11 protein-coding genes are annotated in these 12,740 nt (G+C 67.5%); 1 reads left to right on the top strand and 10 read right to left on the bottom strand.

Annotated elements, in window-relative coordinates; translation table 11 throughout:
* Nucleotides 1-94 precede the first annotated feature (94 nt).
* A complete protein-coding gene (locus OOK40_RS17340) occupies nucleotides 95-481 on the top strand; it encodes an NTP pyrophosphohydrolase (protein WP_266482182.1) in 387 nt (128 codons plus the stop codon).
* Between the two features lie 313 nt (nucleotides 482-794).
* On the opposite strand, the gene OOK40_RS17335 is transcribed toward OOK40_RS17340, so the two are convergent.
* The 10 genes from OOK40_RS17335 to OOK40_RS17290 all read right to left on the bottom strand — a co-directional run bounded on the left by OOK40_RS17335 (nucleotide 795) and on the right by OOK40_RS17290 (nucleotide 12,658).
* On the bottom strand, nucleotides 795-2,312 hold the full coding sequence (locus tag OOK40_RS17335) for an amino acid permease (protein ID WP_266482181.1): 1,518 nt from the start codon (nucleotides 2,310-2,312) through the stop codon (nucleotides 795-797).
* 396 nt (nucleotides 2,313-2,708) lie between these two features.
* Nucleotides 2,709-4,622 (bottom strand): 1-deoxy-D-xylulose-5-phosphate synthase, encoded by a 1,914-nt coding sequence (gene dxs / locus OOK40_RS17330; protein ID WP_266482178.1) that lies wholly within the window; start codon nucleotides 4,620-4,622, stop codon nucleotides 2,709-2,711.
* Nucleotides 4,623-4,835: 213 nt separating this feature from the next.
* Complete coding sequence (locus OOK40_RS17325; RefSeq protein ID WP_266482175.1) at nucleotides 4,836-6,125, bottom strand: sugar ABC transporter permease; 1,290 nt, start codon at nucleotides 6,123-6,125, stop codon at nucleotides 4,836-4,838.
* Nucleotides 6,122-6,910, bottom strand: coding sequence for an ATP-binding cassette domain-containing protein (locus tag OOK40_RS17320; RefSeq protein WP_266482173.1), 789 nt, complete (start codon nucleotides 6,908-6,910; stop codon nucleotides 6,122-6,124). Before OOK40_RS17320 ends, OOK40_RS17325 begins: the two co-directional genes overlap by 4 nt.
* Nucleotides 6,911-7,092: 182 nt before the next feature.
* On the bottom strand, nucleotides 7,093-8,205 hold the full coding sequence (locus OOK40_RS17315; RefSeq protein ID WP_266482171.1) for a substrate-binding domain-containing protein: 1,113 nt from the start codon (nucleotides 8,203-8,205) through the stop codon (nucleotides 7,093-7,095).
* 121 nt (nucleotides 8,206-8,326) lie between these two features.
* The gene (locus OOK40_RS17310) at nucleotides 8,327-9,526 is read right to left on the bottom strand and encodes an ROK family transcriptional regulator (protein WP_266482169.1); all 1,200 of its coding nucleotides are present in this window, start codon (nucleotides 9,524-9,526) and stop codon (nucleotides 8,327-8,329) included.
* 233 nt (nucleotides 9,527-9,759) lie between these two features.
* Nucleotides 9,760-10,203 (bottom strand): hypothetical protein, encoded by a 444-nt coding sequence (locus tag OOK40_RS17305; protein WP_266482167.1) that lies wholly within the window; start codon nucleotides 10,201-10,203, stop codon nucleotides 9,760-9,762.
* A gap of 2 nt (nucleotides 10,204-10,205) precedes the next feature.
* Complete coding sequence (locus OOK40_RS17300; RefSeq protein ID WP_266482165.1) at nucleotides 10,206-10,673, bottom strand: MarR family winged helix-turn-helix transcriptional regulator; 468 nt, start codon at nucleotides 10,671-10,673, stop codon at nucleotides 10,206-10,208.
* Between the two features lie 105 nt (nucleotides 10,674-10,778).
* Nucleotides 10,779-11,714, bottom strand: coding sequence for a carbohydrate ABC transporter permease (locus tag OOK40_RS17295; protein ID WP_266482163.1), 936 nt, complete (start codon nucleotides 11,712-11,714; stop codon nucleotides 10,779-10,781).
* Between the two features lie 14 nt (nucleotides 11,715-11,728).
* On the bottom strand, nucleotides 11,729-12,658 hold the full coding sequence (locus tag OOK40_RS17290; protein ID WP_266482161.1) for a carbohydrate ABC transporter permease: 930 nt from the start codon (nucleotides 12,656-12,658) through the stop codon (nucleotides 11,729-11,731).
* Nucleotides 12,659-12,740: the final 82 nt, after the last annotated feature.

Genomic DNA, 12,740 nt, shown 5'->3' with positions numbered 1-12,740 from the left:
AACCGGCCGTTGTCGCACGAACGGGCCGTACGGGGCTTCCCGTACGGCCCGTTCGGCGTTCCCGCGACGGATCGTGCCGTGCGAAGCTGTGCGCATGCGTGCGCTGGTGATCGTCGACGCGGCGAATGTGGTCGGCTCGGTCCCGGACGGCTGGTGGCGCGACCGGCGCGGGGCGGCCGAGCGGCTGCGCAACCGGCTCGCCGCCTTCGCCCCGGCCGGGGTGCCGGGGCATCCTGGTCCCGTGGAGCTGGTCCTCGTCGTGGAGGGCGCGGCCCGCGGAGTGCAGAGCGTGCCGGACGTACGCGTGGAGTCCGCTCCGGGCAGCGGTGACGACCTGATCGTGGAGCTGGCGGCGGCCCGTGAGACGGGCCGGGAGTGTGTGGTGGTCACGGCGGACCGGGAGTTGAGACGGCGCGTGGAGGCGCGGGGCGCGCAGTGCCTGGGGCCGCGGAGCGTTCAGCCGCCGGGCGATCGTACGTAGCGCCCGGCCGCGCAGGCCCTGTTGGAGCAGGGCGTACGGGCCGGGCGCATCGGGATCCGGCGACTGGGGCGTGTTTGAGAAGTAGCGCCGTCCGCCCGCAGGGCGGGCTCCGCGGCGTCTGGTGCGTGCAGTCGCAAGGCGGTGGGGGCACCCCCGGACGAAGTCTGGGGGAGATCGTCCTCGTACTGGACGTACTTGGGCGACTCCGACAACACCGCGAGTGCGCGTGCCAGGCGTCGCGGGGTGGGGTACCTCCCAGGCGAAGCTCTGGGGGAGCGACTTCTCAAACACGCCCTAGCGGTCAAGGGACGACCTAGAACAGGGCGTCCTTGCCCATCTTGCCGAGGCGGCTGTTCCTGCGCCCGTAGAGGAAGTACACGACGAAGCCGATCAGCATCCAGATGGCGAAGCGGAGCCATGTCTCGCCCGGCAGGTTCAACATGAGCCAGAGCGATGCGGCGATCGACACGATCGGGAGGACCGGCACCCACGGCGTACGGAACCCGCGGTGCAGATCGGGACGCGTGCGGCGCAGGACCATCACGCCGATGGCCACGACGATGAACGCGAAGAGGGTGCCGATGTTCACGAGGGTCGCGAGCTCGTTGATGCTGGTGAAGCCCGCGATGATGGCGATCAGGACGCCCAGCAGGATGGTCGGACGGTACGGGGTCCGAAAGCGCGGGTGCGTGATGGAGAAGAAGCGTGGCAGCAGACCGTCGCGGCTCATCGCGAAGAACACACGCGTCTGCCCGAGCAGCAGGATCAGACACACCGTGGTGAGACCGACGGCGGCGCCGAAGCTGATCACACCGGCATACCAGGGGTGCCCGACGGACTTGAAGGCGTCCGCGAGCGGGGCGCTGACGGACAGTTTGGTGTAGTGCTGCATACCGGTCACGACGAGCGCGACGGCCACGTAGAGCACGGTGCAGATCAGGAGCGAGCCCAGGATGCCGCGCGGCATGTCGCGCTGCGGGAGCTTGGTCTCCTCGGCTGCGGTGGCCACCACGTCGAAGCCGATGAAGGCGAAGAAGACGACGGAGGCGGCGGTGAAGATGCCCATGACGCCGAAGTTGGTGGCTTCGTAACCGAAGATCAGCTGAACCATGGGGGCGTCTTCCCAGCCGAGCCCGCCCTCGGGGGTCACCGCGTCGGGGATGAACGGCGAGTAGTTGTCTCCCACGATGAAGAACAGCCCCGCGATGATCACGATCATGACCACCGTCACCTTGATGGCCACGACGACCGCGGTGATGTTGGCGGACAGCTTCATGCCGACCACCAGGATCGCGGTCAGCACGAGGACCAGCAGGAAGGCCAGGATGTCGAAGGTGCCCCCTGGCACATCGGGCCCTTCCAGCGCATTCGCCAGATGCCAGTCCGCGTTGTCCATCAGGGAGCGCACATATCCGGACCAGCCGACGGCGACGACGGCCGTGCCCAGCGCGAACTCGAGGACGAGGTCCCAGCCGATGATCCAGGCGGGCAGCTCACCGATGGAGGCGTAGGCGAAGGTGTATGCCGACCCGGCCACCGGGACGGTCGAGGCGAACTCGGCGTAGCACAGGGCCGCCAGCGCACAGACGATGCCGGCGGCGACGAAGGCCAGCGCGGTCGCAGGTCCCGCGTTCTCCTTGGCCACCTTCCCGGTGAGGACGAAGATGCCGGTGCCGATGATGACACCGACGCCGAAGACGGTCAGATCCCATGCCGAAAGGGATTTCTTGAGGGCATGCTCCGGTTCTTCGGTGTCGCGGATCGACTGCTCGACCGTCTTGGTCCTGAACAGCCCGTTCCCGCGCGGGCCCGTGTCCTGCTGCGTACTCACCGGCGTACCTCCACGCACTCGTCGTGAACGCCATGATTGGGACATCGGCGGCCCGACAGAGCTCCGTACGAGTGGATTTCACGCGAATGGGCCGGTCGGACCACCCATACAGGGTGACCGACCGGCCCATCGGCGGCACGAGAACCAGTTCCGCTAGGTCCTGTCCGGTCGATCAGGCCGGATCAGTGAGCGGCCCGCCGCGGAGCGGCTGATGTCACTGTGGTGCGTGCGATCGCAGGCCGGAGGACGGCGGTCCCCCCGCCGAAGGCAGGGGGAGAGCCGACGCGGAGCGTCGGCGACTGACGCAACGCGGCATGGGGGCACCTCCCGTGCCCGAAGGGCTACGGGAGGTGCGTGCCAGGGCACGCGAGCCCGGCAAGATCGGCCGGACAGGACCTAGTCGCGGGCGGGCTCCACCGACTCGCTCTCGAACCGGCCGTCCAGCTTGGCCACCAGGCCGGTCACCTGACGGGCGATGTCCGGTGCGGTCAGACCGATCTCCACCAGGACCTCCTTGCGGGAGGCGTGGTCGAGGAAGCGCGGCGGGATGCCGAAGTCGCGCAGCGGTACGTCGACACCGGCGTCGCGCAGCGCCTGGGAGACAGCCGATCCGACGCCTCCGACACGGCTGTTGTCCTCGACGGTGACGACCACGCGGTGCTGCTCGGCGAGCGGCGCGAGCGCCTCGTCGACGGGCTTGACCCAGCGCGGGTCGACGACGGTGGTCGAGATCCCCTGTGCGTCGAGCAGGCCGGCGATCTCCAGGCACATCGGGGCGAGCGCGCCGACGGAGACCAGCAGCACGTCCGGCCGGTCGGTGCCCGCGTTGCGCAGTACGTCCATGCCGCCGACCTTGCCGACGGCCTTCACGGCGGGGCCGACCGCGCCCTTGGAGAAGCGCACCACGGTGGGCGCGTCGTCCACCTCGACGGCTTCGCGCAGCTGGGCGCGGACCTGGTCGGCATCGCGCGGGGCCGCGATCCGCAGACCGGGGACGACCTGAAGGATCGACATGTCCCACATGCCGTTGTGCGAGGCGCCGTCCGTGCCGGTGACACCCGCGCGGTCGAGCACGAAGGTCACTCCGCACTTGTGCAGGGCCACGTCCATCAGTACCTGGTCGAAGGCGCGGTTGAGGAAGGTGGCGTACACGGCGAAGACGGGGTGCAGTCCGCCGGTCGCGAGGCCGGCGGCGGACACCGCGCCGTGCTGCTCGGCGATGCCGACGTCGTAGACCCGGTCGGGGAAGGCCTTGGCGAACTTGTCGAGGCCGACCGGCTGCAGCATCGCCGCGGTGATCGCGACGAGGTCCCGCCGCTCCTTGCCGAGCTCGACCATCTCCTCGCCGAAGACGGAGGTCCAGTCGAGGCCCGAGCTGGAGATCGGCAGGCCGGTGTCCGGGTGGATCTTGCCGACGGCGTGGAAGCGGTCCGCCTCGTCCTGGAGGGCGGGCTGGTAGCCGCGGCCCTTCTCGGTGAGGCAGTGGACGATGACGGGGCCGCCGAAGCGCTTGGCGCGGGCGAGCGCGGACTCCAGGGCCTCGATGTCGTGGCCGTCGATCGGGCCGACGTACTTCAGGCCGAGGTCCTCGAACATGCCCTGCGGGGCGATGAAGTCCTTCAGGCCCTTCTTGGCGCCGTGCAGGGTCTCGTAGAGGGGCTTCCCGACGACGGGGGTGCGCTCCAGGATGTCCTTGCCGCGGGCCAGGAAGCGCTCGTAGCCGTCCGTCGTGCGCAGCGTGGCGAGGTGATTGGCGAGGCCGCCGATCGTGGGGGCGTACGAGCGCTCGTTGTCGTTGACGACGATCACCAGGGGGCGGTCCTTGGCGGCCGCGATGTTGTTCAGCGCCTCCCAGGCCATGCCGCCGGTGAGTGCTCCGTCACCGATGACGGCGACGACGTGGTCGTCCTTCTTCAGCACCTCGTTGGCCTTGGCGAGACCGTCGGCCCAGCCGAGGACGGTGGAGGCGTGGGAGTTCTCGATGATGTCGTGCTCGGACTCGGCACGCGCCGGGTAGCCCGACAGTCCGCCCTTCATCTTGAGCCGCGAGAAGTCCTGGCGCCCGGTCAGAAGCTTGTGCACGTAGCTCTGGTGGCCCGTGTCGAAGAGGACCTTGTCCTTCGGCGAGTCGAAGACACGGTGCAGGGCGATCGTCAGCTCCACCACGCCGAGGTTGGGACCGAGGTGGCCACCGGTCTTGGAGACCGCGTCCACGAGGAAGGTCCTGATCTCGGCGGCCAGCTGGTCGAGCTGCTCCGGACTGAGCCGGTCCAGATCGCGCGGTCCCGTGATGCGGGTCAGCAGGGCCACCCGTGCCTCCTTGCAGTTGAGCGGTCTAGCGTGCCGGTCTGCCGAGTCTAATGTTCCGCCTGCTGCGGACGTCATCGGGCGGTGCGATCTACATCACGCAAATGGGTGAAGTGGCGCGTAGCGCCTCCGCTGCAGGGGTGTGGGCGACGGCGGGCGAACACACAGAGGTGCCCGGCACCGCGAGCGGTGCCGGGCACTCCTGCGGAGCCGCGGTCAGGCGCGGCCCGCCGTCTTCTGGGTCTTCCGGGTGACGGAGTCGATCACCACGGTCGCCAGCAGGACGCCACCGGTGATCATGTACTGGATCGGCGTGGCGATGCCTTCCAGCGCCAGCCCGTACTGGATCGAGACGATCACCATGACACCGAGCAGCGCGTTCCAGGTCCGGCCGCGTCCGCCGAAGAGGCTGGTGCCGCCGATGACGGCCGCCGCGATGACGTTCATCAGCAGGTCACCGGCACCGGCGCTCTGGTTGGCCGCCGCGATCTTGGACGCCCAGAACAGACCGCCGATGGCGGCGAAGGTGCCCGCGAGGGCAAAGACCGAGATCCGCACCATCTCGACGTTGATACCGGCACGCCTCGAGGCCTCGACGCTGCCGCCGAGCGCGAAGATCTTGCGGCCGTAGGTGGTGCGCCGGAGCACGAAGTCCGTCACGACCAGCACCACCAGGAAGAGGACCAGCGCGAGCGGCAGGCCCTTGTACTGGTTGAACATGACAGCGGCCGCGAAGGCGACGATGGCGAGCAGAACCGTACGCACCACGATGTCGACGAGCGGCCGGGACGGGATTCCGGCGGCCTCGCGGCGACGGGCGTCGAAGAAGGCCGACAGGAAGAACCCGGCGACCGCGACCGCGGCAAGGCCGTAGGAGGCCGCCACGTCCGCGAAGTAGTACGTGGTGAGCTTGCCGACGACACCCTCGCCGTCCAGGTTGATCGTGCCCTGGTCGCCGAGGAGCTGGAGCATGAAGCCCAGCCAGAAGAGCAGGCCGGCCAGCGTGACGGCGAACGCGGGTGCGCCGATCCGGGCGAAGAAGAAGCCGTGGATGGCGCCGATGACCGCGCCGCTGGCGATCGCGACGATGACGGCGAGCCACTCGTTCATACCGTGGGTGACGGTCAGTACGGCGACGATCGCGCCGGAGACACCGCTGACCGAGCCGACCGACAGGTCGATCTCACCGAGCAGCAGCACGAAGATGATGCCGACGGCCATCATGCCGGTGGCGACCATCGCGACAGCGATGTTGCTGAGGTTCTGCGCGGAGAGGAAGTTCGAGTTCAGGCTCTGGAAGACGATGGCGATGATGATCAGGCCGATCACCACCGGAATCGAGCCCAGATCGCCGGAGTGCAGCTTGCGCTTGAACTCCGAGATGTAACCGGCGAAGCCCTGCTCACGCACGAGCAGCCGGGGGTCGACCGCGGTGACCGCGTCGTGGGCGGCCTCCGGGTTGACGACCGGCGCGTCGGTGGGAGTGGAGGTCTTGTCGACGTTCACTTCTGAACCTCCGTGGTGCGCGCCGCACGACGGGTCACGGCGTTGTCCGTGGCGCCTGTGATGGCGGAGATGATCTCTTCCTGCGAGGTGGTCCTGACCTCGAAGACGCCGTTGTTGCGCCCGAGGCGGAGCACGGCGACCTTGTCGGCGACGGCCTTCACATCGGCCATGTTGTGGCTGATGAGGATGACCGCGTGACCGCGCTCGCGCAGTCGCTCGACCAGGTCGAGGACCTGGGCGGTCTGCTCGACGCCGAGGGCTGCCGTCGGCTCGTCGAGGATCACGAGCTTGGGCTCGCCGAGCATCGAACGGGCGATGGCCACCGTCTGGCGCTGGCCTCCGGAGAGGGAGGCGATCGGGATGCGCACACTCGGGATACGGATCGAAAGCGTCTGGAGCAGCTCGCGGGCGCGGCGCTCCATCTCGACCTCGTTGAGGATGCCGCGCTTGCGGATCTCCCGGCCCAGGTAGAGGTTGCCGACGACGTCGATGTTGTCGCACAGCGCGAGGTCCTGGTAGACGGTCGCGATGCCCAGGTTCTGGGCGTCGTGCGGCCGGTTGATCTGAACCTTGCTGCCGTCCCACTCGATGACGCCTTCATCGATGGGATGCACGCCAGCGATCGTCTTGACCAGCGTGGACTTGCCGGCTCCGTTGTCGCCCACCAGGGCGACCACTTCACCGGCATGGACCTCAAGCTCTACATCGGTGAGCGCCTGAACGGCACCGAATCGCTTGGAGACCCCGCGCAACGCCAGCACGGGCGTAGCGGACACGTGAATCATCTCCTTCGCCGCCTGACCGGCGGGGATGCCGCGCCGGGGGAACGGGCGCGGAGGTTGAGCAGAAGCGAACAGTAGGAAGAAGCGTTTCTGTCCGGCACCCCGCCCCGGTAGCGGGGGCTGAAAAGGGGGCGGGGCACCGGACAGGCTTCATGGGTGCGTAAGTCCCATACGGCTCAGGAGACTTACTTCAGACCGAGCGCGTCGCAGGCGGCCTTGTACTTCGGGGTGCAGATCTGGGCGACGGTGTAGACGCCGTCCTTGACGACTGTGGCGTTGATGTTGTCCTTGGTCAGCGAGACGACCGGGACGAGCACCGACGGGATGTCCTTGGTGGTCGGGCTGGAGACCTTCTCCTTGGCAATGGCGTCGAGCTTCTCGCCCTTGGCGAGCGCGACGGCCATCTCGGCGGCGGCAGCGGCCTCCGGCGCGTACGGCTTGTAGACGCTGGCGTACTGCTCACCCGCGACGATGCGCTGCACACCGGCGAGTTCGGCGTCCTGGCCGGTGACCGGCGGGAGCTTGGTGAAGCCGCCGGCCTTCAGGGCGGTGATGATGCCGCCCGCCATGCCGTCGTTGGCGGAGTAGACGCCGATGATCTTGTCCTTGCCGAGGGCCGTGATCGCGGCCTCCATGTTGGCGTTGGCGTTCTCCGGCTTCCACTCCTTGGTGTCGTACTCCTTGCCGACGGTCACCTTGCCGTCGAGCTCGGCGTGCGCGCCCTTCTTGAACAGGGCGGCGTTCGGGTCGGTGACGGCACCGTTCATCATGACGATCTGGCCGTCCTTGGCCTTGGCGCCGAGTGCGGTGAGCAGCGCCTTGCCCTGGACGTGGCCGACCTCTTCGTTGTCGAAGGAGGTGTAGGCGTCGATCGGGCCCTCGGCGAGACGGTCGAAGGCGACGACGGGGATGTCCGCGTCCTTGGCCTTCTTGACCGAGCCGGCGATGGCCTTGGAGTCCACCGAGTCGACGATGAGGGCGTCCACCTTGTTGGTGATCATCGTGTCGACCTGCTGGTTCTGCAGCGTCGCGTCCTGCTTGGCGTTGGCGTAGATAACCTTCGCCTTGCCGTTGGTCAGCTCGCTGATCTTCTTCTCAATGAGCGGCTTGTCGAACTGCTCGTAGCGCGCGGTCTGGTTCTCCGGCAGCAGCAGACCGATGGTGATGTCGTCGCCCTTGGCGGCGCCGGTCTGGTCGGACTTCTCGCCCGACTCCTTGGCGCTGCCACAGGCGGCGAGGGAAACAGCCATCGTGGTGGCGGCTACGGCTACGGCTGCACGACGCATTCGCGTGTTCATCTTCGAAACCTCCCTGACGAGGCCGCGTCGCTGCGGCCGAGGTGGCTGGAAGTCAACTCGGCCCCGGTGTCATCGTCAAGGAGTAAATCCTTAACGAGATGACAACGGTGCCATTCGTTATCTAAGTGAAGGCAGGTGCCCCGGCGGGCATCGCGCTGTCCAGAAGGGTTGAATCGCCCATTTCGCTCAGGACGAGGGCCAGTGACCCAAGCACCTCGGCGCGCGCGCCGAGCGCCCCCGGAAGGACGGACAGCTGGCGCGCCGCGCTGGGAATCGCGTACCGGGAGACCGACTCCCTGATCGGTCCAAGAACCAATTCTCCCGCTTCCGCGAGATTTCCGCCCAGCACGACGCGACTGGGATTGAGCAGGTTGCACAGATTGGCCACACCGCTGCCGATGTGCCGCCCGACGTCGGCGATGACCCGGCGGCAGCCGGGGTCGCCCTCGCGGGCCAGCTGGACCACGCGCTCCATGGTCAGATCCGGGCCGTGACTGGACTGGAGCAGCGGCAGTACGTAACGGGCCGCGGCGAAAGTCTCCAGGCAGCCGCGGTTGCCGCAGCGGCAGACGGGACCCGACTCGTCCAGGGTGATGTGGCCGATCTCGCCGGCCGTGCCGCCCGGGCCACGATAGATCTGACCGTCTATGACCAGACCGGCGCCGACACCGCTGGCGACCTTGATGTACGCGAGGTCCCGGACCCCTCGGCCACTGCCCCAGACGAGCTCGCCCAGGGCGCCGAGGTTGGCGTCGTTGTCGACGTACACGGGCACGCCGAGCCGCCCGGAAAGCTCCTCGCTGGGGTTGATCCCGGTCCAGCCCGGCAGGATCGACGTGGAGCCGAGGGTGCCCGACTCGACATCGATCGGGCCGGGTACACCGAGACCCACTCCGACCACCTTGTCCGGGCCGATGCCCGAAGCCGCAATCAGGCGGTTGACCAGCTGTTCCGCGCGATCGAAGCCTTCTGCGGACGAGGCGTCCACATCGAGCGGTTCGGACTCCTCCGCGAGCACCTGGTGGGCCAGATTGCCGATGGCGACGCGCAGGTGGGTATGGCCGAAGTCGACGCCGATGACGATGCCCGCGTCGCCGCTGAGGGAGACGCTGCGAGCCCGGCGGCCGCCCGCGGACGTGGGCGTCACCTCAACGGTGCCGCCGTCCTTCAGTTCGCGAACGATATTGGAGACGGTGGCCGCGGAGAGGCCTGTACTCCTCGCGATCTCCGCCTGCGTGAGCGAGCCCGCCATACGCACGGCACGCACGACCCGCTCGAGGTTTGCCCGGTGCAGAGATGTCTGCGATCCCGGAGTCTCCATTGACTCATCCACTCCTGCCCCCGGTGGGCGGCGCGACGACCGCCCCCGGCCGGAGTCACCGTGAGGCAACCCCGACGTTTCTCCAACTTGTGAACTCTAAGCACAACTCTCGCGCGTTATCGCGTCAAGACCTTGAGCGGAGAGAACCACGGATGAGCGATCGCGGGGCGCCGACCCGGGGCCGTCCGGCAGCGGGGTGCCAGGAGCGTTTCCGGTGTCCGGCCGGACACCTCCTAGCGGCCGGCCAGCTCGGCGTTCGCACGGGCCGTGACCAGCGTCAGCACGCGGCCCGCGGTCCGAAGGTCCTCGGCCGGGAGATCGCCGTAGAGCCGCTCAGTGATCTTCGCCGTGCCGGCCTTGATCCGGCTCTGCAGTGCTCGGCCCTTTTCGGTGAGCGCGACGCGCCCCACATCCCCGGGCAGGGCCTCCAGCAGCCCGGACGCGGTGAGCTCGGCGATCGTCGCGAGCGCGGCCGACTCGTCGGTCTTCAGCGTGCTGGTCATCCTGCCGACGAGCCCGTCGCGCTCGACGGCGTCGCCGCCGTCGGCAGTGGCATTGAGGGCCACAGCCTGGTGGAAGGTGATGTCCTCGTCGGCCAGCAGTCCGTCAAGGACGGCCCGGGTCGCGAAGTGGGCCCGGCCTATGACCTGGCCGTTCAGGGTGGGTGCAGTGGACATGGCTACTCCTTGGCCGGGATGTCGAGTGGTGTGTCGAGCAGAACCGCCAATTCACGGGAGAACACTTCGGCGCGACGTCCCTCCAGTCCGCCCAACGGCTCCAGGAGCCGGTCGAGGAGCTGCTGGACGACGGCGATCGCGCGGCGCGTGACATCGCGCCCCTGATCGGTGAGCGACAGCTGGACCGCCCGCGTGTCGGAGGGGTCCGGGAGGCGCTCGACCAGACCGGCGGCCTCCAGGGTGCGCGCCAGCTTCGAGACATAGAGCGGTTCGAGGCCCGTGTGATCGGCGAGCCCGCGCTGACTGGGCCGCCGGCCGGACCGCTGCATGCCGTACAGCGAGGCGAGAAGTGAGTACTGCGCGTGGGTAAGCCCCAGCGGCGCGACGGCCCGGTCGACGGCGACCCGCCACTTCATGGACAGCCGCCAGACCAGGAAGCCGGGCGTCGGACCTTCGGTTGCTGCGCTCATGGCAGATACGGTACATGGATACTATGTACATGGCTACTATTAAGGGAGCGAACGCCGGAGGCGCCGCGGTAGCCACCGCGGCGCCTCCGTCATCACATCACGGAGCTACTTGAGCGTCGCCGACGTCAGACCGGCCTGAACCTGCCGCTGGAAGGAGAGATAGACCACCAGCATCGGGACCATGGCGATCGTGACACCTGCGAACAGCACCGGCAGATCCGTCGCATACCCCTGCTGCTGCTGAAGCTGGATCAGGCCCTGCGTGAGCAGATAGCGCTCCGGATCGGCGTTGTCCTTCGGCTGCATCAGCACCGCGGGGAGAATGTACTGATTCCACTGGCCGAGCGTGTTGAAAATCCCCACGCTGAGCAGCCCCGGCTTCGCCATCGGCAGCATCACCTGGAAGAACACCCGGGTGTGCGAGGCTCCGTCGATCACCGCCGCCTCGTGCACGGCCGTCGGAAGCGTACGGAAGAAGGAGTGCATGAAGAACACGGTGAACGGCATCGAGTACGCGACGTAGACCAGGATCAGGCCCTGATAGGTGTTCAGCATGCCGAACCGCTGCACCATGAAGTAGAGCGGTACGAGCGCGAGGAACACGGGGAACATGGCCCCGCCGACGAAGAAGTAGTAGATGAGCCGGTTGCCAGGGAACTCGTACCGCGCGAGGACGTACGCGGCCATGGAGCCGAAGAGCATCGTCAAGGGCACCGAGAAGACCAGCACGATCAGGGTGTTGGTGAAGTAGTCGCCGATGCCCTTGTCCCAGGCCCGCCCGAAGACATCCAGGGACCAGTCACTCGGCCAGCTCAGGGCCGAACCGCCGATCTGTGCATCCGTCTTGAACGAGCTCAGTACGAGCCAGAGCAGCGGCAGCACGATCATCACGGCCCACAGGGCCAGAAAGCCGTGGGAGAAGACCTTGAGGGTGAAGCCCTCGGTGGAGGGGGCGCCCTGCCGGACGGACCGACCTGCGGTCCGCTGCCCGGGCACCTTGTCCGTCGACGTGGCGGCGGGCTCTTTGATGGGTGTGGTCATCGCTCTTCCCCTGCTCAGAACTCGATGCGCTCGCGGCGGGTGGCGCGCAGCGTGACGACGGACAGGATCAAGGTCAGGACAAGCATCACGACACCCATGGCGCAGGCGTAGCCGCTCTTGCCGAAGTAGAGGAAGTTGCGCATCAGTACGGTGGCCATGACCTCGCTGTGGTGGTCGGGACCACCTCCGAACGGCCCTGAGGTCATCGTCGACACCAGCACGAACAGGTCCATGACCGTGATGCCGAGGTAGACCCAGGACGTCTGCACCGAGTCCCACAGCAGCGGGAGGGTGACCCGGAAGAAGGTCTGGGCCCGGCCTGCACCGTCCAGCAGCGCCGCCTCGTAGATGTCCCTGGGGATGGACTGCATGGCTGCCGAGAACAGGACGAGATAGAAGCCCACTCCGTGCCAGACGACCACGGCCATCAGGCACCAGAGCACGAAGTTCGGCTCATTGAGCCACTCGATGGGGCTTGCGGCGTCCACCAGCCCCGTTTTGACCAGGAGACCGTTGAGCAGGCCGCCTTCGTCACTGCGGTACACCGCACCGAAGAGCACCGCGAGAATCGCGAGGGACAGGACCTGGGGGAAGAAGTAGACGATCTTGTAGACGCCGGACCCACGGACGCCCTTGACGCCTCCGGCGCCACCCCGCCCGCCGGCATTCACCATGAAGGCGAAGAAGAGGGCGAGCAGGATGGTGATCACCGGAATGAACACCAGGAACAGGATGTTGTGCCAGATTGCCTTCAGGAAGACATCGTCGTCGAACAGAGCGGTGTAGTTGTCGAAGCCGACGAATCCGAAGGTCTGCGACTGACCCTTCCAGTCGGTGAACGAGTACCCGATCGTCTGCACATACGGCCAGATCACGAAGATCAGATACAGCGCCAAGGGTGCCAGAAGAAACCCTGTGACAAACCGGTACTGCCCTTTTCGCATGGCATCCTGTCCCTGGTGTTCCGGGTGAGCGGGGGTGAGACCGCTTAAGGCCCTGTCCGGCCGATCTTTCCGGGCTCGCGTG

The organism is Streptomyces sp. NBC_01481 (assembly GCF_026339995.1).
Lineage (GTDB): Bacteria > Actinomycetota > Actinomycetes > Streptomycetales > Streptomycetaceae > Streptomyces.
This window is presented reverse-complemented; position numbering and strand designations above follow the sequence as displayed.

Bases quoted from the DNA above. Each gene is read 5' to 3' on its own strand.
- OOK40_RS17340 (WP_266482182.1), top strand. From the start codon at position 95: ATGCGTGCGCTGGTGATCGTCGACGCGGCGAATGTGGTCGGCTCGGTC.
- OOK40_RS17320 (WP_266482173.1), bottom strand. From the start codon at position 6,910: ATGATTCACGTGTCCGCTACGCCCGTGCTGGCGTTGCGCGGGGTCTCC.
- OOK40_RS17315 (WP_266482171.1), bottom strand. From the start codon at position 8,205: ATGAACACGCGAATGCGTCGTGCAGCCGTAGCCGTAGCCGCCACCACG.
- OOK40_RS17310 (WP_266482169.1), bottom strand. From the start codon at position 9,526: ATGGAGACTCCGGGATCGCAGACATCTCTGCACCGGGCAAACCTCGAG.
- OOK40_RS17305 (WP_266482167.1), bottom strand. From the start codon at position 10,203: ATGTCCACTGCACCCACCCTGAACGGCCAGGTCATAGGCCGGGCCCAC.
- OOK40_RS17300 (WP_266482165.1), bottom strand. From the start codon at position 10,673: ATGAGCGCAGCAACCGAAGGTCCGACGCCCGGCTTCCTGGTCTGGCGG.
- OOK40_RS17295 (WP_266482163.1), bottom strand. From the start codon at position 11,714: ATGACCACACCCATCAAAGAGCCCGCCGCCACGTCGACGGACAAGGTG.
- OOK40_RS17290 (WP_266482161.1), bottom strand. From the start codon at position 12,658: ATGCGAAAAGGGCAGTACCGGTTTGTCACAGGGTTTCTTCTGGCACCC.